Source organism: Micromonospora sp. NPDC023633 (assembly GCF_040640035.1).
Taxonomy (GTDB): Bacteria; Actinomycetota; Actinomycetes; order Mycobacteriales; family Micromonosporaceae; genus Micromonospora.
This window is the reverse complement of sequence record NZ_JBFABB010000117.1, coordinates 1-21,473: the sequence shown is the minus strand read 5'-3', so window position 1 is coordinate 21,473 and position 21,473 is coordinate 1. Positions and strand designations below refer to the sequence as shown.

Genomic DNA, 21,473 nt, shown 5'->3' with positions numbered 1-21,473 from the left:
CGAGCACCACGACCGCCGCGATCCGCGTCGCGGCCCTCCATCGCGCTCCCGCCCCGGTGCCACCGTGCGCCCGGGCCGCCCCCGCTCCGGTCGGGCGGCGGGCGGCCGACCAGAGCGGCCAGAGCAGGGCCGGAACGGAGATGAGCAGGCAGGACAGGTACCGGGAGCTTTCCACCGGGGTGCGTCCCGCGGCGCTGCTGGCGGCGTAGACGGCGAGCGTCGCGACGGCGGCAACCACCAGCGCGAGCCGGACCGCCCCGCCCACCGCCACCGTCGCCACGATCGATCTTGGACAGTTGCCGTCAGCCCGGACCGGCAACTGTCCAAGATCTCCGACGGGTGGGCGCAGCGCGCGCCAGGCCGAGAGGGCGGCCGTCACCAGCAGCAGCGGGAGGGCGACCGCCCACCAGAGCTGGCCGGGCGTGCAGTGGCTCGGGGAGCAGAAGCCCATGCCCAGCGGCGGGCCGAGCACCAACCCCCCGTGCAGCCGGTCCGCCCAGCCGGCGGGCTGCCCGGAGCCGCCGGCGGCGAGCACCGCCGCGAGCGGGTTGCGCCCCGTCGCCAGGCTGTGCACCAGCAGCGGCCCGGCCCCGACGAGCGCGGCGGCGCCGAGCAGCGCCCCGGCCCGACCGCGCAGCTCCCGCCGGCCGTACGCGACCAGCACCGCGCCGGTCGCCGCCACGTACGGCAGCACCAGCGGGTCCACCCAGAGCAGCAGCCCGGCCAGGAAGCCCCACGCCGTCCAGCGCGGCAGCCGGCGTCCCGGCCGGCCGGCCGCCAGGTCGTACGCCAGCACGGCGAGCGCCATCCCGGCCGCGTTCATCTCGGGGTACCCGCCCCCGGCGATGAGCTGGTTCTTCACCACCCGTTCGGAGCCGAGCGCCAGCAGCGCCACGACGAGCAGGGCGAACCAGCGGTCCCCGGTCAGCCGCAGCGTCAGCCGCCAGGCGAGCACGACGAAGACCGCGTACAGGGCGAGGGTGGGCAGGCGCAGCCCGAGCGTCGACGGGCCGGCCAGCGCGAACACCGGCGCGGCCAGGTACGCCTCCAGCGTCCCCATGTACGCCTGGCCGTAGAACCAGACGGGGAACTCCCGGCCCTGGGCGATGTGCAGCGCGGCCAGCCCCATGGTGGCCTCGTCGCTGTTGGTCGGCGGCGCGTCGTGCAGCAGCAGGCCGAGGCGGTAGCCGGTCCCGGCCACGACGGCGAGCACGGTCAGGGCCGTCGGCAGCACGGGCCACCGGGCCGGCGGGAGCGCGGGACGTGCGTCGCGCCATCGCTGGCGTACCCCGGCCGTCATGAGTCGATCATGACACCTGGCCGCCGGCCCGCGGTCGAGCGGTGCCGGCGCGTCGGCCGGGTGAATCAGCCGGCGGTGACCGGGGCGCCCTCGCGGGCCTCCAGCGCCTGCCGGTAGAGCCGCCCGGCCCGGTACGACGAGCGCACCAGCGGCCCGCTCATCACGCCGGCGAAGCCGATCTCCTCGGCCTCCTCGCGCAGCTCGACGAACTCCTCCGGCTTGACCCAGCGGGTGACGGGGTGGTGCCGGGGGGTGGGGCGCAGGTACTGCGTGATGGTGATCAGCTCGCACCCGGCGTCGTGCAGGTCGCGCAGCGCCTGGGATACCTCGGCGCGCTCCTCGCCCATGCCCAGGATCAGGTTGGACTTGGTGACCAGCCCGTCGGCGCGGGCCTGCCGGATCACGTCCAGCGACCGCTCGTAGCGGAAGGCCGGCCGGATCCGCTTGAAGATCCGCGGCACGGTCTCCACGTTGTGCGCGAGCACCTCCGGCCGGGCGCCGAAGACCTCGGCCAGCTGCTCGGGGACCGCGTTGAAGTCGGGGATCAGCAGCTCGACGCCGCAGCCGGGCTGAAGGGCGTGGATCTGCCGGACGGTCTCGGCGTAGAGCCAGGCGCCGCCGTCGGGCAGGTCGTCGCGGGCCACGCCGGTGATGGTCGCGTAGCGCAGGCCCATCGAGACCACCGACTCGGCGACCCGGCGCGGCTCGTCGGCGTCGAACTCGGCCGGCTTGCCGGTGTCGATCTGGCAGAAGTCGCAGCGCCGGGTGCACTGGTCGCCACCGATGAGGAAGGTGGCCTCCCGGTCCTCCCAGCACTCGTAGATGTTGGGACAGCCGGCCTCCTGGCAGACGGTGTGCAGCCCCTCGCGCGAGACGAGCCCGCGCAGTTGGGTGTACTCCGGCCCCATCTTGGCCTTGACCTTGATCCACGGTGGTTTGCGCTCGATCGGCGTCTCGGCGTTGCGCGCCTCGATTCGCAGGAGGCGCCGCCCCTCGGGGGCGGGCGTCGTCGTGCGCGCTGCCTGGCCGGTCGTCGGCGCGGAGTGCTCGATCGTCACAAAACCGAGCCTACGCCCGACGGTCGCCGTCGATGTAGCTCGGGCGACGGGCGTCACCCCACCAGTCTTGTGACGCCGGATACCGCGACGGCGGAAAGCCCGTCACAGGGGGTCGGTGGGGGTGCTAGCGTGCCCGGCAGAGCTGTGACGGAGCCGAGTAGCGCCCCGGGCCACCAGTTGAAGAGAGCCGCCGGTTGCTGCGAGGCGGTCTGGCCCCGGCGCGCGAAGACCCTCCCGAGCTGCGGGAAGAACGGCATGTGGCGGAAGGGTCCCTTCCTGGCACGGCCCAGTAGAGCCCGCCCGGCTGGCCCCGGTGAAAAGGCGACGAAACGAGGCCCCCGTCCGCGGGGGCGAAGGTGTGGTGGCACCGCGAGGTTTCCCGCTCGCCCACACCTCCCGGGGATCGCGTTGCGATTGATCGAGGAGGTACCCGCCGTGCAACGCATCCTTTCCACCCAGCTCTCCACCCATGTCGGCGTGCCCGTCCGGATCGCCGGCTGGGTGCACCGCCGCCGGCTGCTCAAGTCGGTGGCCTTCCTGATCGTCCGGGACGCCGCCGGCCTCGCCCAGGTGGTGGTCACCGACCCGGCCGTCCGCGCCGAGGTGGAGGAACTCACCGAGGAGACGGTCGTCGAGGTCACCGGCACGGTGGTGGCGAACCCGACGGCCCCCGCCGGGGTCGAGCTGACCGCGCCGACGGTACGACCGCTCGGCCCGCCCGCCGTGCCGCCGCCGTTCGACCTGTACCGGCCGGCGCTCACCGCGAGCCTGCCCACCCAGCTCGACCACGCGTCCGTCGCGCTGCGCCATCCGACCCGCGCGGCGGCGCTGCGCGTCTCGGCGGCGGCGGTGTCCGGCTTCCGGGCCGCACTCGAGGCCCGCGACTTCGTGGAGATCCACACGCCGAAGGTGGTCGGCGCGTCCACCGAGAGCGGGGCGAACGTCTTCGCGCTGGACTGGTTCGGCCGGCCCGCGTACCTGGCCCAGTCGCCGCAGTTCTACAAGCAGCTCATGGTCGGCGTCTTCGAGCGGGTCTACGAGGTCGGGCCGGTGTTCCGGGCCGAGCCGCACGACACCGTCCGGCACCTGGCGCAGTACACCTCGCTCGACGCCGAGCTGGGCTTCGTCGCCGACCACCGGGACGTTATGGCCGTGCTGCGGCACACCGTGGCCGGCATGCTCGACGCGGTGCGCGAACGGGCCGGGGCGGCGCTCGCCACGCTCGGCGTCGAGGCCCCGGACGTGCCGGCGGAGATCCCCGCCGTGCACTTCACCGAGGCCCTCGAGATCGCGGGGGCGCCGGCCGACGAGCCGGACCTCGCCCCGGCGCACGAGCGGGCGCTGGGCGAGTGGGCACAACGGGAGCACGGCTCGGAGTTCCTCTTCGTCACCGGCTACCCGATGGCGAAGCGGCCCTTCTACACCCACCCGGACCCGGCGCGGCCCGCGTACTCCAACGGGTTCGACCTGCTCTTCCGGGGGCTGGAGCTGGTGACGGGCGGGCAGCGGCTGCACCGGCACGCCGACTACCTGGCGGCGCTCGCCGCCCGGGGCGAACCGGTCGAGCCGTACGCCGGCTACGTCGACGCGTTCCGGCACGGGATGCCGCCGCACGGTGGCTTCGCCATCGGGCTGGAACGCTTCGTGGCCCGGCTGACCGGCGCGGCCAACGTCCGGGAGGTGACCGCCTTCCCGCGCGACCTGCACCGGCTCACCCCGTAGCGGTATATGAAGGAGCGGGGTGTGGAGGAGGGCGATGGGCGAGCAGTTCCGGGGGACGCTGCGCGACCTGCTGCACCTCCGCGAGGAACACGGGGCCCACCGGGTCGCGTTGCGGGCCGGCGTGAGCGTCCTCGTGCCGCTGCTGGCGGTGCTGGCGGCCGGCCACCCCGAGTGGTCCCTGTACGCCGCGTTCGGCGCGTTCACCTCGCTCTACGGGCGCAACCACGTGCACCTGTCCCGGGCGGCGATGCAGGCGAGCGCCGCGGCGGCGCTCACGGTGTCGGTGCTCCTCGGGGTGCTGGTCGGCTCCCTGGAGTCGCGCGCGTGGGTCGCGGTGCCGGCCGCGGCGGTCGTCGCGGCGGCGGGCGCCGTGCTCGCCGCCGCGCAGGACTGGCACCCGCCGGGACCGCTCTTCCTCGTCTTCGGCTTCGGCGCCGCGGCCTCGGTCCCGCACGTGGTCTCCGAGCTGCCGATGGCGGCGGCCGTGGCCGGGCTCAGCGCGCTGTTCGCGCTGCTCGTCGGCAACGTCGGGGGTCTCCTGCGGCGGCAGCGGAGCCGTCCGGCCGGGCTCAGGCACGTCTGGTCCTGGGAGCCGGCGCGCTACGCCGTGGCCGTGCTGCTCGCCGGCGGCACGGCCACGGCGGTCGGGATCGGGCACCCGTACTGGGCGATGGTGGCGGCCGTCGCGCCGCTCAGCGCCCGGGGCGTCGCCGCCCAGCTGGTGCGCGCCGGGCACCGCATCGTCGGCACCCTGCTCGGGCTGCTGACCAGCGCGGTGCTGCTCGCGCCGGCATTCTCGCCGGTCACCACGGTCCTGCTGGTGGCGGCGCTCCAGATCGTCACCGAGCTGCTGGTGGGGCGCAACTACGGGCTGGCGTTGCTGTTCATCACGCCGATGGCCCTGCTGATGGGCCAGCTCGCGGCGGCCCGCCCGGTCGGTTCGCTGCTCTTCGACCGGGGCGTCGAGACGGTGATCGGCGCCGTCATCGGCGGGGCGATCGTGCTGTGCCAGCCGTGGCTCCGGCGGCGCGCCGGTGCGCCGCCGGAGCACCCGGCCGGTCAGGTCTGACCGGCGGGGCGTGACCGGGGTGCGTGGTGCTGGCCGGCGGTCAGGCCGGGCCGAGGAGGTCCCAGAGGTTGCCGGCGATGTCGCGGAAGACGGCGACCCGGCCGTACGGCTCGGTGCGCGGCGGCTTGACGAACTCGACGCCCGCCTCGACCATCCGCCGGTGGACGGCGTCGAAGTCGTCGACCTGGAGGAAGAAACCGACCCGGCCGGCGACCTGGTCGCCGACCGATCGAGCCTGCCGGTCGCCGTCGGCGCGGGCCAGCAGCAGCCCGGTCTGCGCGCCGGGCGGGCGGACGACGACCCAGCGCTTCGGCCGGCCGTCGTTGGTCAGCGACGGGGAGTCCTCGGCCAGCTCGAAGCCGAGCACCTTGGTGAAGAAGTCGATGGCCGGGTCGTACTCGGCGACGACGACGGTGACCAGGTCGATCCGCACCGGTCAGGCCGTGACGAGGGTGGGCAGGTGGCGCTCCACGACCGGCAGCACGTCGGCCACGGTGACGGGGCGGCCCAGCTCGGCGGTGAGCGAGGTGACCCCGGCGTCGCGGATGCCGCAGGGCACGATCCGGTCGAAGTGGCCCAGGTCGCAGTCGCAGTTGATGGAGAAGCCGTGCAGGGTCACCCCGCGGGCCACCCGGATGCCGATGGCCGCCACCTTGCGGGCCGGGCCCCGGTCGTCCTCCGGCACCCAGACCCCGCTGCGCCCCTCGACCCGGCCGGCGGTCAGCCCGAACTCGGCGCAGACGTCGATCAGCAGCTGCTCGGTGCGGCGGACGTAGGCGACCACGTCGACCGGGTCGGGCAGCCGCAGGATCGGGTAGCCGACCAGCTGACCCGGGCCGTGCCAGGTGATCTTGCCGCCCCGGTCCACGTCGACGACGGGGGTGCCGTCCATGGGCCGGTCCCACGGCTCCGTGCGCTTGCCGGCGGTGTAGACGCTCGGGTGCTCCAGCAGCAGCACGGTGTCGCCGCGCTCGCCGGCCACCACCGACTCGTGCAGCCGGCGCTGCTCGTCCCAGGCGGCCTGGTAGTCGAGGACACCGGCGCGGACGGCCGTGAGGCCGGAGGTCGTCGTGGTCACGCCGCCAAGCCTAGACCCGTACCGGCCGGTCACCACCGGTGACGCGGCTCACCACGTCGCCCCGGCGCTCATCCCTGCGGAACCCGCCACAGCCAGACGTCGTCCACCCGCTCGGGCGGGCCGAGCAGCGCGGTCACGGTGCGCCGGATCGCCTCCTCGTCGACCGGCCACTTCGCCCCGTGCACCTCGTCGGCCAGCACGATCGTCTCGATCCGCCAGTGCCGCAGGTCGGCGCGGACCTCCTGGATGCTGCCCTCGGTGATGATCGGCACCAGCCCGGTCCGGCCGGCCTGGTCCACCAGCGCGCTGAACGGGCGCGGCGGCGGGCCGATCCGTCCCCGGCCGTCCGGGCCGCCCGGGCCGAGGAAGAAGCCGGAGGGGATGGCGAACTCGCCCTGCCGGTGCGCCAGCGCGTACGCCTGCCAGCGCTGGCCGTCGGGATAGACGTCGAGGGTCAGCGGCAGCGGGGTCAGCACCCCGCCGGGGGAGACGTGCTCCCGCCACGTCCCGGCGGTGATGAAGCGCGGGATCGGCTCGCGTTCGATGGTCAGCAGCGGCATCGGCACCAGCGGCAGCAGCGCCAGCGCGAACCCCGCCCACCAGGCCAGCCGCGCGGGGCGGTGCCGGGGCGGATCGGCGCGGAGCTGGTCGACGGCGTACGCCAGCAGCACCCCGATCACCGGCGCCACGACCAGTGCCAGCCGGGCGGGCAGGGCGGCGTTCACCACCGGCAGGTGCCCGAGCAGGTCGAACGGCATCGGCAGGTCCGTACGACGCCCGTCGACCTTGGCCTCGGGGCCGAACGACAGCACGGTGAAGACGGCGGCGGTCACGCCCAGCGCCCAGAGCGTCGCCCGGCGGCCGGCGTCGGCCCGGCGCCACAGCGCCACGAAGCACGCGACGGCGAGCAGCAGCAGCGGGAGGCCGAAGAACGAGTTCTCCTCGGTCGGGTTGGGTGCCAGCCGGGTGCCCAGCCCCACCTCCCCGGCCAGCGACCGGCGCGGGTACGCCCCGTAGGCGACGACGTCCTCGGAGTGGATGACCGCGTCGAAGCCGGTGCCGTGGAAGCGCTGCGGGCCGGCGAAGTGCAGCCACAGCGGGTACGCCAGCAGCACCCCCGCGACGACGGCGGTCACCCCGAGGCCGCGCAGGAAGGTCGGCAGCACCGCGCGGGCCTCGGCGCGGTGGGCCGGGTGCAGCGCCCAGACGGCGACGAAGACGCCCAGCGCCAGCGCGGTGAAGAAGAGCCCCTCGGCGGCGATGGAGAAGGCCACGGCGACGAGCGCGCCGAGGATCGCGCCGTCGCGCAGCGGGTGCCGGGAGCGGCGCAGTGCGAAGGTCCGCCAGATCAGCAGCGGCACCAGCCAGCCGGCCGTCCAGTTCAGGTGGGCGTTGGCGTGCGAGACCATGCCGGGGGAGAAGCCGATGAACAGCCCGCCGACGGCGGCGGCGAGCGGGCTGCGGACCAGGTGCCGGGAGAGCAGCCAGTACCAGGCGAGCGCGGTGGCGGCCAGGTTGAGGGTGAGGATCACCAGGAACGTGGCCGGCGGCCCGATCAGGTACGTCAGCGGCGCGAAGACCGCCGCGTACACGGTGATCGAGGTGTTGACCGCGAGGTTCACCCCGTCGGGGACGTTGACCAGGTAGGTGAAGAGCGGGTTGTCGCCGTGGGTCACCGCGTGGCCGCCGAAGGCCAGCAGCCACTCGAAGAGCGCCTGGTCGCTGGAGTTGACGGTGATGGTGCGGGCGTTCGGGTCCCGCCACAGCCCGCTGGTCACCCAGACGGCGAGCGCCAGCGCGACCAGCGCCACGATCAGGTCGGCCCGCCGGTGGCGGACGACGCGGGGCGGCGAGGCCGGCGAAGGCGCCAGGGACGGGGAGGTCGGCACGCAGCGGACGTTACCAACCGCACCGGGGCACGCCGGTCAGGACGCACATCCTCCGGGCGGTGAATGTGTGACCGTGGCCCATGTCACAGCATCGACACATCGACGTAACGTCGCGGCAATTCGCGGGTGACCCAGTTCACACCCCGTCGCCAGGAGGCCCCCGTGCTCCGCTTCCCGTCCCTGCTCACCCGGCTGACCGGCGCGGTCGCCGGGATGGTCCTCGCCGCCGCCGCGGTGGCGACCGTCGCGGCCCCCGCCCAGGCCGCCACCCTCACCCAGGTCACCAACTTCGGCTCCAACCCCGGCAACCTCGCCATGTACGCGTACCGGCCGGACAACCTGCCGGCGGGAGCCCCGGCCGTCGTGCTGCTGCACGGCTGCACCCAGAACGCCGCCGGCTACTTCGCCAACTCCGGTTGGCAGAAGTTCGCCGACCAGTGGAAGTTCGCCCTCATCGTGGCGCAGCAGTCCAGCGCCAACCAGCCGCTGAGCTGCTTCAACTGGTTCGTCGAGCAGGACATCACCCGAGGCTCGGGCGAGGCGCTGTCGATCAAGCAGATGGTCGACCACGCCAGGAACAACTACGGCACCGACGCCCGCCGGGTCTTCGTCAGCGGGCTCTCCGCCGGCGGGGGGATGAGCGCGGTCATGCTGGCCACCTACCCGGACGTCTTCGCCGCCGGCTCGGTCGTCGCCGGCCTGCCGTACCGCTGCTCGCCGCCCGCCTCCACCAGCACCTGCCAGTACAGCGGGGTGAACAAGACCCCGCAGCAGTGGGGCGACCTGGTCCGGGCCGCGTACCCCGGGCACACCGGCCCGCGCCCCCGGGTCGCCATCTGGCACGGCACCTCGGACTCCACGGTGGTGCCGGCCAACGCCACCGAGCTGCGTGACCAGTGGACCAACGTCCGGGGCGTCTCGCAGACCCCCACCAGCACCGCGTCGCTGCCCGCCAACACCAGCCTGGAGGTGTACGGCAACAACGACGTCCGCGTCTACCGGGTCTCCGGCATGGGCCACGGCACCCCGGTGGACCCGGGCCCGGGGGCCGAGCAGTGCGGCACCGCCGCCGCGTACATGCTGGACACCATCTGCTCGGCGTACCACGACGCGGTCTTCTTCGGCCTGAACGGTCCGACGAGCCCCAGCCCCACCCCGACGGCGAGCCCCACCGCCTCCCCGACCGCGAGCCCGACCACGGCACCGACCTGCGTGACGGCCAGCAACTACGCGCACGTCGCCGCCGGCCGCGCCTACCAGTCCGGCGGCTACGCCTACGCCAACGGCTCGAACCAGCGGATGGGCCTCTACAACACCTTCCACACCAGCACCCTGAAGCAGACCGGCCCCAACTACTGGGTGATCGGCTGCTGATCCCGCACCACGCCACCGTGGCCGGATGCCCGACGGCACCCGGCCACGGCCGTGTCGCCGCCGGGGCGCCCGGATGCGCCGTCGGCGCGGGCGCCCGAGGTGCGCCGCTACGCGCCGTCCGGTCCGCCCGCAGGCGGTGGGGGCCGTCCGGCTCCCGTGGTCGTGGGGCCCGCCGCCCGGCCGGCCCGGCCGCTGATCTCGCGCAGGTACGCGACGAGTTCCGGAGGCTCGTGCACCTCGAACTCGCAGCCGAGGGTCAGCAGCCGCCAGGCCAGCCACTCCAGGGTGACAGGCCGGATGACCTCGACGACACCCGATCCAACCCGCTCGCCGGCAATCCATAGGTTCAGGGTTCGAGTCCCTGGCGGCCCACCACAAACCGCCTCTGAGCTGTGAGAACGCCGGACGAAGATCATTGGGCACAACCAGGGCACAACTCAACTCCGATCTTGGTCCGCGCGAGGTTCCCGCCGGGTGCTGTCTGCGTCCCGCAGGAGGCCGCCGACCACGCCGCGCGCCCGGTCCTTCTTCGGCATCCAGTGGACGTAGGTCTCCAACGTGATCCGCAGGTTGGCGTGCCGCAGCGCCTTCTGTACCTCCTGAGGCTCCACGCCGTTGCTCATCAGCGTGGTGCCGAAGAGGTGGCGCAGGGAGTGAAAGGTGCCTTCCTTCGGCCAGCCGGCCGCCTCGCGCCAGTCCGCCCACAACTCTGACCAGTAGGTATCGGTCAGCAGCTTCCTCCGCGACGACGTGAACAGAACCGCCACCGAGCGAGTCAGCCGCTCTCCCGTGGTGATGTCGGGAAGCTCGAACTCGACGGGTCCGACCTCGGTGAGGTGCGCGGCGAGCTCTTCGGCAACCACCGCGTCCAGGTGGTGGCCGTCGATGGTCGGGGCGACCGGCCAGGAGCCGACTCCGCTGCCGGTCCCGGTCCCGGTCAGGTCAAGAGCGCCGCTGTGGCGGTGTCCGCCGGGTGCCGGACCGTGACACGAAAGCCGACTCCGACCCCGGTGCCCATCAGACCGACACGGGACCAGAGCTCCAGCCAGAACGCTCAACCTTTGCCAGACACGCCCTAGGGATCCGGCCAATGGCTTCGGTCAGGTCCGCTTGCGGCTCGCGATCTCGTCAGAGAGCTGCTGCACATGGGCGGGGTCCGCGTCCCGGGCAAGGGCGACGTAGTGGTCCATGACGGCCGGCCGGTAGCGCACGGGCAACGTCTGTCCTGGCGCGAGTCGGGAGAGCTCGGTGATCGTGAGGTCTTCGTCTGCGATACCGCGGAACGAGATGCCGTCGGCGGTCTCCACGTCGAACATCAGGACCACGCGTGGACTGCCGTCGCTGCTGACCTCCCGCCAGTCGACGAGAACGCCGAGCGCAAGCGCCCCCGTACGCAGTTCCGCATTGCGCTTCCGTGCATCACTGCTCAGGAGCGGGTTCGGGGCGACGCCCGGGAAGTCGGGCCCGACGCCGAGCGATTCCCGACTCAGGTCGGGCCTGAGCTGCGCCATCAGATCGTTGAGCTTCTCTTTCCAACCGAACATCCTGCCCCCTCCCTCACACCGGTGCCGGAATCTCGGCTGGCGCTTCGCCCTCACCGCGATTCTACGTCTCGAGGAGACTTCCCGCTTCACGTCGGCACTCTAGCGATCTTGATCCGTCTTGATCAAGTTCGATTTCAAGCATGATCATCGGGCACAGATCCGGCACAACTGAGCTCGGAAAGGCCTGTAAAACGTCGAGAGGCAATGAGGGTCGCCGCCCTGGCCAGGGGCCGGATCTGCCCGATTCAGGATGATCTATCGGCAACGTCCGGCATTCAGGGTTCGAGTCCCTGGCGGCCCACCATCTACCCTCCCTGAGCTGCGCACGCCTAGCCCGGCCCGCCGCACCCGCGCGGCATCGACGACGTCGTGCGGCGCACCGGCGCGAGCTGTGCGGCCAGCCGACCGCCCCCGCCGCGGCTAGTCGGTGAGGGCGGCGTGCAGGGCGGCGGCCAGCTCGGGGTGGCGGTAGGTGAAGCCGGCCCCGGTGAGCACACCCGGGAGGACGCGGGTGCTGGTCAGCGCCTCGTGCGCGAAGCCGCCGAGCGCCACCTTCAACGCCAGCGCCGGGATCGGGACGATCGCCGGCCGGTGCAGCTGGCGGGCCAGCTCCCGGGTGAACTCGGCGTTGGTCACCGGAGCCGGCCCGACCAGGTTGACCGGCCCCACGAGGTCGTCGCGGTCCAGCACGAACCGGGCGGCGTCCAGCCAGTCGGCCAGGGAGATCCACGGCAGCCACTGCCGACCGCTGCCGAGCCGGCCGGCGATCCCCAGCCGGAACGGCAGCAGTTGCGGCTTGAGCAGCCCGCCGTCGCGGTGCAGCGGCAGCCCGATGCGCATCCGCACGACGCGTACGCCGGCGTCCTCGGCCGGCCGGGTCGCGGCCTCCCAGACCCGGCAGACGTCGGCCAGGAAGCCGTCGCCGGCCGGGGCGTCCTCCTCGACCGACCGGTCGCCGGTGTTGCCGTACCAGCCGACCGCCGAGGAGTTGAGCAGCGCCCTCGGCCGGTCGCCCGGCGGCAGGCCGGCGATGGCGATCGCCAGCGTGGTGGTGGTGTCGACCCGGCTGGACCGGATCAGCTGCCGGTACTCGTCGTTCCACCGCTTGTCGCCCACGCCCGCGCCGGCCAGGTTGACCACCGCGTCCGCCTCCGCCACCACCGCCGGGTCGAGTTGCGCGGCGGACGGGTTCCACTGCCGCTCGTCAGGGGTGCGCGGCGGCCGGCGGACCAGCCGGGTGGCCTGGTGCCCGTCCGCCGTGAGCCGGTCGACCAGCCGGGTGCCGAGGAAGCCGGACGCGCCGGCCATGAGGATCCGCATGCCTCCATCTTCGGGCACGCGGCCCGGCGCGGATGCGCCGAGCGGTCGTCCCCGCGCCGTGACCGAGGTCGGGCGGAGGTCGGCCATCAGTCGTTCGACCTCCGCGAAGGCGTCGGGCGACCTGACCACGCCTGATCCGTGTCCGACAGGTTGGCGGCTCAGCCGGTGGCGGCCACGCGGGCCAGCACCGGGGTGAGCGGGTCCAGCGCTTCCTCGCGTACGACGAAGCGGGTGACGCCCCAGCGGCGCCGGTGCGCGGCTACCGCGGCGACGATCTCGTCCTCGGTGCCGATCAGCACGAACGGCGTCGCGAGCAGCTCGGGCACGGTCAGCCCGACGTCGGCCGCCGTGGGCGCGGCGGCGGCCTCGGCGTCGTCGGTGACGGCCACATGCTGCACGAGCGCCTCCAGCACCGGCGGCTCGGCCCGCCCGGCCGCCCCGGCCGCGACGCAGTCGAGCTGCCTGTCGATGTCGGCCTCGCGCCAGCGCACCGTGTGCGCGTAGCCGTCGGGCAGGGTGCGGCCGAGCCCGGACAGCCCGACCACGTCGGCGTGCGCGCCGGCCCAGCGCAGCATCGCCGAGTTCGCCGTGCCGAGGGTGAACGGGATCCGCCGCTGCACCGGGCGCGGCTTCTCCAGCCGCGCGCCCCGCAGGACCAGGTCGGGGGAGTCGACGGTGACCTCCTCGCCGTCGAGCAGGGCGCGGACGGCCTCGGCCACGGCCAGGCAGCGGCGCACCCGCCCGGCGACGTCGGGCCGCTCCCGGCCGACCGCGAGCCACTCCGCCGGGGTGTGGCCGGCGCCGAGGCCGAACCGGGCCCGGCCGCCGGAGAGCAGGTCGAGGGAGGCCACGTCCGAGGCGAGCAGCATCGGCTCCCGGACGCCGGCGTTGGAGACGTACGAGCCCAGGCCGATCCGCTCGGTCACCGCCGCAGCGGCGGCCAGCGAGACGAAGGGGGACGCCGCCAAACCCGGATGGTCGGCGGTGAACAGGGTGTCGAAGCCGGCCGCCTCGGCCCGCCGGGCCAGGTCCAGCCAGCCCGGGCCGTCGGACGGGACCGCCTGGAGGGAGAAGATCGCCATGCGCCCACCCTGCCCGGGCGCTGCCTACCGGCCAAGCCCGACGACCGCGATTCTGCTACCAGCAGACCCGGGCCGGGTCGAACGCCGCGTCGACCCCGTGGTGCCGCCGGCGCGCTCGCCCGGGTGCGGGTCAGCGGACCGGTCCAGGGTCACGGTCGGGCGGCGGGAGGGGGACCCCGAGGAGGCCCTCGGTGCTGCCGCCGGTCAGCGCGTTGAGCGCGCCGACGAGCTTCTTCTCCTCGTAGACGAAGTGCGTCTCGAGCAGCGCGGCGAGGGTGTCCAGCTCGGCCCGCACCTCGTCGGGCGGCGCGGCCCCACCGGTGAGTTCCTCGACGCGGTGCAGGGCCTCGGCCACGATGTGGTGGTCGGCCTCCAGCTCGCGCAGCACCGGGGCCAGTTCGGGCACCTGCTCGGCCAGCACCCGGAACGCCCCAGCGTCCTCGCCGGTGTGGTGCCGGGTCAGCGCCGCGCAGAAGGCCAGGCAGTGGGTCCGCAGGTCCCTCGGCCGTACGCCGGGGTCGCCCACGCCGTCGCGCAGGCGGGCGAGCTCCTCGCGGAGCCAGAGGTGGATCTCGATCAGTTGGTTGCCGAAGGCCCGCAGGCGCTCGTCCGGCGTGAACGGGGGCATGTGTGTCCCATGCTGTCCCGCGCCTCCATGCCCTCGGCGGTCTCCTTGCCGGGTGCACCGCGACGCTGCGGCCAGCCTACGACAGCGGGCGCGCGAACACGTGCCCCGTCAGGGCCGACGGACGGGCCGGACGGTGACCAACTCCTCCAGCCCGACGAAGTCGGTCGGGTTCGTGGTGTAGAGCGGCAGTCGGTTCGCGTACGCGATGGAGGCGATCATCAGGTCCGCCAGCCGGCGGCGGGTGGTGCGCCCCGTGGCCAGGACCGCGCTGGTGACCAGGCCGAAGGCCCGCGCGGCCTCGGCGTCGAAGGGCAGCGGCTCGAACACGGCCTCGGCATGCTGGAGGACGCTGGTCCGCCGGGCCCGTTCGGCGCGGTCGTCCGTGTGGTGCGGGCCGGCGGAGAGCTCCGCGAGCGTCACGGCGCTGATCACCATCTCCTCGGGCAGGTCCCCCGGACCGAGGGCGCCGAGATGGACCACGACGTTCGTGTCGATCAGGCCACGGACCGGCGCCTCACCACTCACGGCTGAACGGGTCCTGCTCGACCGACGAGTCGATGTCGGCGCGGAATCTCTCGCCGTCGAGCACGGGGGCTGTCGTGAAGGCGGCGAGCACCTCGGCCCGCGGGACGAACGTGCGCCGGCGGAGCGGGACGAGCTTTCCGACGGGGGTGCCGTTGCGCGTGATGACGAAGGACTCGCCGGACTCGACGTGCCGCATGATCGCGCCCGAGTCGTTGCGCAACTCCCGCTGCGTGATCTCCCGATGAGCGTGCTCTGCCACGGCACAGATCCTAGTCGAGTGTGCTACGAAGTGCTACGCTGCGGCGGGGGCCGTGACAACCGGTGGTGCCGGCACGCGTCACGTCGACGGCTCCTCCGGGGTGGACTCGCGCCAGCGGGCGCGCCAGGCGGCCTCGCGCGCCTCGTGGGTGGTCTTCTCCTCGAAGACCATCTCGCGCAGGGCGCGCCGGGAGTCCGCCATGACCACCGCCTCGACCGCCACCAGCCCGATGCAGATCGCGGTGAGCAGGGTGAGGGCGGCCAACCCCGGCAGCCGCTGGCCGACGGGAACGGTGGCGGCCAACAGGAGCACGGCGCCGACCCTGGTCCACGAGACGGTGCGCAGGGTGCGCCACTGGAACAGCATGTTCGCGCACAGGTAGCAGGCGACTCCGCCGAACAGCAGCAGGACACCGGGGCCGTGCGTCGGCTCCGCGACCGGCACCTCGGGTTCGCCGATCTGGCGCGTGATCTCCTCGGCGCCGAGGGCGAACAGGATGATCCCGGCGATCATCGGCAGGTGGAGATAGGCGTACGCGTCCCGGGCCATCGAGACCCGGGGCCGCCCCTCGGCCGCGTGCAGGGCGATCCGGGCGGCCGGTGCGATCACGTCGTAGTGCGCCCACCAGAGCGCGGCCGTGAAGAAGATGCCCAGCACCGCCGCGGCGACCGCCGGCCACGTGGGGGGCTGACCGAGCAGGTTGCTGCCGACGCCGACGGAGATGACCGACTCGCCCAGGGCGATGATCAGGATGAGATCGTACCGCTCGGTCCAGTGCTCGGCGGAGGTCACCATCCAGCCCCAGGCGCCGGCGACCAGGCCCATGCCGTACTGGAGCAGGACGACGCTGACCCAGAGCCCGTCGCGTAGCATCGCCGCCCGGTCCGGGTCGTCGATCTGGGGTGGGATCAGCGCGGCGGCCGTGAGCAGCATGGTGCTGATCGTCACCTCCGGGGAGTACTTCAGCAGCAGCCGCCGCTCGCCGGGTCTCTCCCGCGCGACGTGCCAGTACAGCGCCAGGTGCACACCCCTGATCACCACGTAGCTGAGCGCGACCACCATCGGCCCGGCGGCCACGTCGGTCGCGTCGCTGAACGCCTGGGGGAGGGAGAGCGCGAAGCAGAACAGCGCGGCCATGCCGATGACCATCAGCACCGGGACGAAGCCCTCGCCGAGCCGGACCCGGGTGGCGACCACGCAGTGCACCACCCAGCACCACCAGAGCACGGCCAGCACGAGCGCGGCGTGCCCCAGCTGCCAACCCGAGATGTCGGCGGCGGTGGTCCGGGTGATGATGAAGAACGAGAAGACGAAGACCAGGTCGAAGAAGACCTCGAACCGGTCGACCCGGGCGCCGGGGGCGATCGAGACGGCCGGTCCCAGCCGCTCGCGCCACCGGATGACACCCACCCAACCACTCTGGCAGCGTCCTGTCCCCGCCGGGCCGGAATCGCGCCAGTCCGGCGGCGGGCGGCCGGTCGGGCGGCGGGGAACCAGACGGCGTGCAGGCCGGGCGGCCGGACGGCGAAGGGCGCCCCGGTCGGTGACCGGGGCGCCCTTCGTGTCGTCGCGCGGGGACTACAGGCCGAGCTCGGCCTCGAAGTTGCCCGACTCCAGCCGCTCCTTGACCGCGACCAGGAAGCGGGCGGCGTCCGCGCCGTCGATCAGCCGGTGGTCGTACGACAGGGCCAGGTAGACCATCGACCGGACCGCGACGACCTCGCCCAGCTCCGGGTCGTTGACCACGACCGGACGCTTGACCACGGCACCCGTGCCGAGCATCGCCGACTGCGGCGACGGCACGATCGGGGTGTCGAAGAGGGCGCCCCGGCTGCCGGTGTTGGTCAGCGTGAAGGTCGCCCCGGCGATCTCGTCCGGGCTGATCTTGTTGGTCCGGGTGCGCTCGGCCAGGTCGGCGATCCGCTTGGCGATGCCACCCAGGTTCAGGTCACCGGCGCCGTGGATCACCGGCACCATCAGACCCCGCTCGGTGTCCACGGCGATGCCGAGGTGCTCCGAGTCCGGGTAGGTGATCGTGCCGGCGTCGAGGTCCATGCTGGCGTTGACGATCGGGTACGCCTGCAGCGCCTCGACCGCCGCGAGGGCGAAGAACGGCAGGAACGACAGCTTCACGCCGTGCCGCTGCTGGAACGACTCCTTGGCCTGCGCCCGCAGCTTGGCGATCCTGGTGACGTCCACCTCGACCACCGTGGTCAGCTGCGCCATCTCGTGCAGCGACTGCTGCATCCGCTTGGCGATCGTCGCCCGGATCCGGGGGAGCTTCTCGGTGCTGCCGCGCTTGGCGCTCGGCTGAAGCTTGGCGGCGGGCTTGGCCGGGGCCGCCGCCGCGGCGGGCTGCTGCGCCGGGGCCGGCGCGGCCTTGGCGGCCTTCGCCTTCTCCGCCGCCTCCAGCACGTCCTGCTTGCGGATCCGGCCGCCGACGCCGGTGCCGTTGACCGAGGAGAGGTCGACGCCGTGCTCGCTGGCCAGCTTGCGCACCAGCGGGGTCACGTAGCCGGCGGCCTCCTCGCCGCCGCCCTGCGCGGGCGCCGACGGGCGCTGCGGGGACGGGGTCGGAGCCGACGGCACGGCCTTCTGCTCGGCCTGCGCGGGCCGCGCCGAGGTCTCGGCCTCCGCCGACGGCTCGTTGTACGACATGCCCGGGGTCGGCTCCTCGACCTTGGGCTCCGGCTTGGCCTCGGCCTTCGGCTCGGGCTTGGCCTCCGCCTTCGGCTTGGGCTCGGCCTTCGGCTCCGGCTTGGCCTCGGCCGGGGCGGCGCCGGCGGCACCGATCACGGCCAGGTCGGCGCCGACCGCGGCGGTCTCGTCCTCGGGGACCTTGATCTCCAGGACCGTGCCGGCCACCGGCGACGGGATCTCGGTGTCGACCTTGTCGGTGGAGACCTCCAGCAGCGGCTCGTCCACCTCGACGGTGTCGCCGACCTGCTTGAGCCAGCGGGTGACGGTGCCCTCGGTGACGCTCTCGCCGAGAGCCGGCATCTTGACCGGGGTGCCCTCGCCCGACGGCGCCGGCGCGGCCTGCTCCTGCGGCTCCTCGACGGCCGGCTGCTCCGCCTCGGCCTGCGGCTCCTCGGCGGCCTCGGCGGCCTCCTCGGCCGGCTCCTCCTGCTGCGGGGCGGCCTCGCCGCCGCCGGCGGACTCGCCCTCGCCCGCGATCACGGCCAGCTCGCTGCCGACCTCGGCGGTCTCGTCCTCGCCGACCACGATCCGGCTCAGCACGCCCGCCGCCGGGGACGGGATCTCGGTGTCGACCTTGTCGGTCGACACCTCGAGCAGGGGCTCGTCGACCTCGACGGTGTCGCCCTCCTGCTTGAGCCAGCGCGTGACGGTGCCCTCGGTGACGCTCTCACCGAGCCGGGGCATGGTGACCGATACCGGCATCTTCAAAGACTCCTTCATTCCCCTGGTGGGATCATCGCCCGTCGCCGGACGCCGCGGTTGTCGTGATCAGGCGTGTGCGTGCAGCGGCTTGCCGGCGAGCGCCAGGTGCGCCTCGCCCAGGGCCTCGTTCTGCGTCGGGTGGGCGTGCACGAGCTGCGCCACCTCGGCCGGGTACGCCTCCCAGTTGTAGATGAGCTGCGCCTCGCCGACCATCTCGCCGACCCGGGCGCCGACCATGTGCACGCCGACGACGGGGCCGTCCTCCACCCGGACGAGCTTGACGAAGCCGGCCGTCTTCAGGATCTGGCTCTTGCCGTTGCCGCCCAGGTTGTAGTTGTAGGTCTTGACCTTGTCGGCGCCGTACTGCTCCTTGGCCTTCGCCTCGGTCAGGCCGACCGACGCCAGCTCCGGGTCGGAGTAGGTGACGCGGGGGATGCCGACCTCGTCGATGACGGCCGGGTTCTGCCCGGCGATCTCCTCCGCGACGAAGATGCCCTGCTGGAAGCCCCGGTGGGCGAGCTGGAGACCGGGCACGATGTCGCCGACGGCGTAGACGTTCGGCACGCTGGTGCGCAGCCGCTCGTCGGTCAGCACGTAGCCGCGGTCCATCTTGACGCCCTGCTCCTCGTAGCCGAGGTCGGCGGTGTTCGGGCCGCGGCCGACGGCGACCAGCAGCAGCTCCGCCTCGACGGTGTCACCGCCGGCGATGGTGACCTTGACGCCCTTGTCGGTCTTCTCGACCTTCTCGAACGGCTTGCCGACCTTGAAGTTGATCTTCCGCTTGCGGAACGCCCGCTCCAACGCCTTCGAGGACTCCTCGTCCTCGGCCGCGACCAGCCGGGGGAGCGCCTCGATGATCGTGACGTCCACCCCGAAGGACTTCCACACGCTGGCGAACTCGACGCCGATCACGCCGCCGCCGAGCACGATCGCCGAGGCCGGGACCCGGTCGAGGGTGAGCGCGTGGTCGCTGGTGATGACCCGCTCGCCGTCGACCTCCAGGCCGGGCAGGCTCTTGGCGTACGAACCGGAGGCCAGGACGACGTTGCGGCCGGTGTAGCGCTTGCCGTCGACCTCGACGACGTTCTTGCCGACCAGCTTGCCGTGGCCCTCGACGATGGTGATCGACTTGTTGCCCTTGAGCATGCCCTGCAGGCCCTTGTAGAGCCGGGAGATCACGCCGTCCTTGTACGCGTTGACCCCCGCCATGTCGATGCCGACCAGCTCGGCCTTCACGCCGAACTGCTCCGACTCGCGGGTCTGGTCGGCGATCTCGGCCGCGTGCAGCAGCGCCTTGGTCGGGATGCAACCGTTGTGCAGGCAGGTGCCGCCGAGCTTGCCCTTCTCGACCAGCGCGACCTTCAGGCCCAGCTGGACGGCGCGCAGGGCGGTCGCGTAGCCGCCGCTGCCACCTCCGAGGATGACGATGTCGAAGGTTGCGTCGTTCGGCTCGCTCACGTCCAACTCCCAGGTCGCGTCACTGCTTCGGGGGTCACGGCGGGGTAACACGGACACACCCCACCTCGGTCATCTTGTCACCACCGCCCGCCGCCCGCGTAGTGAGGTGCCCAACGACACGTCCGTGGCACGTACGCTTGGCACTGGCTTCGATGACGGACGGAAGGGGAGACGCTCGGTGGGACTGTTCCGGCGACGCAAGAAGACGCGGGCGGTCAGCCTCGACCGGGCCGCCGACCGCGCCGACCTGGAGCACCTCGAGGGCTTCGTCCGCAGCCGGCGCGGGGTCGAGGCGTACATCGAGCCGCGCACCACCGTCACCGAGACCACGGTCATGCTGATCGCCGACGACGGGGAGTGGACCCGCCGCCGCATCGACGGCCCCGACGGCGCCCGCCGCTTCGCGTACCGGATGGGTATCCCGGTCTACGACGTGCGGCTGATGGGCTACCCGCAGCGGATGCGCGACTACAACGAGCGCCGCAAGCGCCGCCCCGAGCTGTTCTGACCCGGCGTCGCGCGCCGAGAACGGAAGAGGGCCCCTCGTCGACGAGGGGCCCTCTTCTTCCGCGTACGTCAGCCGTTGGCGGCGACGTCCTCCACGAGGTGGAGCAGCGTACGCACCGGCACGCCCGTGCCGCCCTTGGTCCAGTAGCCGGTCGGCTCGCCCGAGTGGTAGCTCGGGCCGGCGATGTCGATGTGCGCCCAGTCGACCTCGGAGGTGACGAACTCCCGCAGGAACACCCCGCCCTGGAGCATGTGCCCGGCCCGGTCCATGCCGGCGTTGACCTGGGAGATGTCGGCCACGTCGGAGTCCATGCCCTTGCGCACGTCGTCCGGCAGCGGCATCGGCCAGGCCGGCTCGCCGACCGCGTCGCCCGCGGTGCGGACCCGCTCGCACAGCTCGGGGGTCCCCATCACGCCGGCGATCCGCTTGCCCAGCGCGACGACCTGCCCGCCGGTGAGGGTGGAGGTCTCGAAGAGGTAGTCGCAGCCGTCCTCGCAGGCCCGCGCCATCGCGTCGGCCAGGATCATCCGACCCTCGGCGTCGGTGTTGAGCACCTCCACCTTCTTGCCGTTGTACATGCTGATCACGTCACCCGGCCGGTACGACCGCCCGGACGGCATGTTCTCCGCCATCGGCAGGTACGCCGTGACGGCCACCGACGGCTTGAGCGCGGCGATCGCCAGCATGGTCGCGGCCACCGCGGCGGCGCCGCCCATGTCGGACTTCATCTCCCACATGCCCTGTGCCGGCTTGATCGAGATGCCGCCGGTGTCGAACGTGATGCCCTTGCCGACCAGCGCCACCCGCTTGCCGTTGCCGCCGCCGGCCGGGGTGTAGCTGAGCTTCACCAGGCGCGGCGGGGCCTCCGAGCCCTGCCCGACGGCGATGATGCCGCCGTACCCGCCGGCGGCCAGGGCCGCCTCGTCGAGCACCTCGACCGTCAGGCCGGCCTCCCGGGCGGCGTCCGCCACCGAGTCGGCGAAGGACGGCGGGCGCAGCTCGTTCGGGGCGGTGTTGACCCAGTCCCGGCTGCGCCGGACCGCGCCGCCGACCACCTGGGCACGGGCGATCTCGGCCTGGGCCCCGGCGTCACCGGCGTCCGGCACGGCGATCAGCACCTCCGCCACCGGCTCGCGCCGCGACGGCTGCGGCCGGGTCTTGTAGCCGGCGAAGCGGTAGCCGCCGAGCAGCGCGCCCTCGGCCACCGCGCGTAGCGCCGCCGGCGCGTCGGCGTCGTCCGGCAGCGGCAGCGCGAGC

21 protein-coding genes and 1 tRNA gene are annotated in these 21,473 nt (G+C 73.3%); 5 read left to right on the top strand and 17 right to left on the bottom strand.

Annotated features, from left to right (window positions below):
- Both AB0G13_RS27775 and lipA read right to left on the bottom strand, forming a co-directional pair.
- On the bottom strand, positions 1-1,300 hold a 1,300-nt coding region (locus tag AB0G13_RS27775; RefSeq protein ID WP_357880243.1), incomplete at its 3' end, for a hypothetical protein.
- 65 nt (positions 1,301-1,365) lie between these two features.
- Positions 1,366-2,415 carry a lipoyl synthase gene (gene lipA, locus AB0G13_RS27770; RefSeq protein WP_357880240.1) on the bottom strand — a complete coding sequence of 350 codons (1,050 nt, stop codon included), beginning with the start codon at positions 2,413-2,415 and terminating at the stop codon, positions 1,366-1,368.
- A 378-nt stretch (positions 2,416-2,793) separates the two neighbouring features.
- Between lipA and aspS the strand changes: the two genes are divergently transcribed.
- Both aspS and AB0G13_RS27760 read left to right on the top strand, forming a co-directional pair.
- Positions 2,794-4,080: an aspartate--tRNA(Asn) ligase gene (aspS, locus tag AB0G13_RS27765; RefSeq protein ID WP_357880237.1), complete on the top strand. Its 1,287-nt coding sequence runs from the start codon at positions 2,794-2,796 to the stop codon at positions 4,078-4,080.
- 34 nt (positions 4,081-4,114) lie between these two features.
- Positions 4,115-5,149, top strand: a complete 1,035-nt coding sequence (locus AB0G13_RS27760) for an FUSC family protein (protein WP_357880234.1) — start codon at positions 4,115-4,117, stop codon at positions 5,147-5,149.
- Between the two features lie 40 nt (positions 5,150-5,189).
- On the opposite strand, the gene AB0G13_RS27755 is transcribed toward AB0G13_RS27760, so the two are convergent.
- The 3 genes from AB0G13_RS27755 to AB0G13_RS27745 form a co-directional block, all read right to left on the bottom strand.
- Positions 5,190-5,582: a VOC family protein gene (locus AB0G13_RS27755; RefSeq protein WP_357880231.1), complete on the bottom strand. Its 393-nt coding sequence runs from the start codon at positions 5,580-5,582 to the stop codon at positions 5,190-5,192.
- A gap of 3 nt (positions 5,583-5,585) precedes the next feature.
- Positions 5,586-6,227, bottom strand: a complete 642-nt coding sequence (gene lipB / locus AB0G13_RS27750; RefSeq protein WP_357880228.1) for a lipoyl(octanoyl) transferase LipB — start codon at positions 6,225-6,227, stop codon at positions 5,586-5,588.
- 68 nt (positions 6,228-6,295) lie between these two features.
- The gene (locus AB0G13_RS27745; protein WP_357880224.1) at positions 6,296-8,116 is read right to left on the bottom strand and encodes a DUF2079 domain-containing protein; all 1,821 of its coding nucleotides are present in this window, start codon (positions 8,114-8,116) and stop codon (positions 6,296-6,298) included.
- Between the two features lie 162 nt (positions 8,117-8,278).
- Between AB0G13_RS27745 and AB0G13_RS27740 the strand changes: the two genes are divergently transcribed.
- Positions 8,279-9,490 (top strand): PHB depolymerase family esterase, encoded by a 1,212-nt coding sequence (locus AB0G13_RS27740; protein WP_357880220.1) that lies wholly within the window; start codon positions 8,279-8,281, stop codon positions 9,488-9,490.
- A 107-nt stretch (positions 9,491-9,597) separates the two neighbouring features.
- Here AB0G13_RS27740 and AB0G13_RS27735 read toward each other — a convergent pair whose 3' ends face one another.
- The 3 genes from AB0G13_RS27735 to AB0G13_RS27725 form a co-directional block, all read right to left on the bottom strand.
- Positions 9,598-9,906 (bottom strand): WYL domain-containing protein, encoded by a 309-nt coding sequence (locus AB0G13_RS27735; protein ID WP_357880216.1) that lies wholly within the window; start codon positions 9,904-9,906, stop codon positions 9,598-9,600.
- 21 nt (positions 9,907-9,927) lie between these two features.
- Entirely contained in the window at positions 9,928-10,353 is a 426-nt protein-coding gene (locus AB0G13_RS27730; protein ID WP_357880213.1) for a tyrosine-type recombinase/integrase, read from the bottom strand.
- Between the two features lie 237 nt (positions 10,354-10,590).
- Positions 10,591-11,034: a hypothetical protein gene (locus tag AB0G13_RS27725; RefSeq protein ID WP_357880210.1), complete on the bottom strand. Its 444-nt coding sequence runs from the start codon at positions 11,032-11,034 to the stop codon at positions 10,591-10,593.
- 208 nt (positions 11,035-11,242) lie between these two features.
- Here AB0G13_RS27725 and AB0G13_RS27720 point away from each other — a divergent pair.
- Positions 11,243-11,338, top strand: a tRNA-OTHER gene (locus tag AB0G13_RS27720).
- 116 nt (positions 11,339-11,454) lie between these two features.
- Here the strand turns inward: AB0G13_RS27720 and AB0G13_RS27715 are convergent.
- From AB0G13_RS27715 to lpdA, 8 genes are all read right to left on the bottom strand, one after another.
- Positions 11,455-12,354, bottom strand: a complete 900-nt coding sequence (locus tag AB0G13_RS27715) for a TIGR01777 family oxidoreductase (protein ID WP_357880207.1) — start codon at positions 12,352-12,354, stop codon at positions 11,455-11,457.
- Positions 12,355-12,512: 158 nt separating this feature from the next.
- Positions 12,513-13,436, bottom strand: coding sequence for an LLM class flavin-dependent oxidoreductase (locus tag AB0G13_RS27710; RefSeq protein WP_357880204.1), 924 nt, complete (start codon positions 13,434-13,436; stop codon positions 12,513-12,515).
- Positions 13,437-13,566: 130 nt separating this feature from the next.
- Positions 13,567-14,064 carry a hemerythrin domain-containing protein gene (locus AB0G13_RS27705; RefSeq protein WP_357880202.1) on the bottom strand — a complete coding sequence of 166 codons (498 nt, stop codon included), beginning with the start codon at positions 14,062-14,064 and terminating at the stop codon, positions 13,567-13,569.
- A 108-nt stretch (positions 14,065-14,172) separates the two neighbouring features.
- Positions 14,173-14,589 (bottom strand): type II toxin-antitoxin system VapC family toxin, encoded by a 417-nt coding sequence (locus AB0G13_RS27700; RefSeq protein WP_357880199.1) that lies wholly within the window; start codon positions 14,587-14,589, stop codon positions 14,173-14,175.
- The gene (locus AB0G13_RS27695; RefSeq protein ID WP_357880196.1) at positions 14,579-14,848 is read right to left on the bottom strand and encodes a type II toxin-antitoxin system prevent-host-death family antitoxin; all 270 of its coding nucleotides are present in this window, start codon (positions 14,846-14,848) and stop codon (positions 14,579-14,581) included. Before AB0G13_RS27695 ends, AB0G13_RS27700 begins: the two co-directional genes overlap by 11 nt.
- A 78-nt stretch (positions 14,849-14,926) precedes the next feature.
- Complete coding sequence (locus AB0G13_RS27690; protein ID WP_357880193.1) at positions 14,927-16,258, bottom strand: low temperature requirement protein A; 1,332 nt, start codon at positions 16,256-16,258, stop codon at positions 14,927-14,929.
- Positions 16,259-16,426: 168 nt separating this feature from the next.
- A complete protein-coding gene (gene sucB / locus AB0G13_RS27685) occupies positions 16,427-18,250 on the bottom strand; it encodes a 2-oxoglutarate dehydrogenase, E2 component, dihydrolipoamide succinyltransferase (protein WP_357880191.1) in 1,824 nt (607 codons plus the stop codon).
- A 66-nt stretch (positions 18,251-18,316) separates the two neighbouring features.
- A complete protein-coding gene (gene lpdA, locus AB0G13_RS27680) occupies positions 18,317-19,708 on the bottom strand; it encodes a dihydrolipoyl dehydrogenase (protein WP_357880187.1) in 1,392 nt (463 codons plus the stop codon).
- A 178-nt stretch (positions 19,709-19,886) separates the two neighbouring features.
- Here lpdA and AB0G13_RS27675 point away from each other — a divergent pair, with 178 nt between their 5' ends.
- Positions 19,887-20,216 carry a hypothetical protein gene (locus tag AB0G13_RS27675; protein WP_121400443.1) on the top strand — a complete coding sequence of 110 codons (330 nt, stop codon included), beginning with the start codon at positions 19,887-19,889 and terminating at the stop codon, positions 20,214-20,216.
- 68 nt (positions 20,217-20,284) lie between these two features.
- Here the strand turns inward: AB0G13_RS27675 and AB0G13_RS27670 are convergent.
- Positions 20,285-21,473 (bottom strand): leucyl aminopeptidase (locus AB0G13_RS27670; RefSeq protein WP_357880183.1); only part of this gene is annotated, 1,189 nt, incomplete at its 5' end.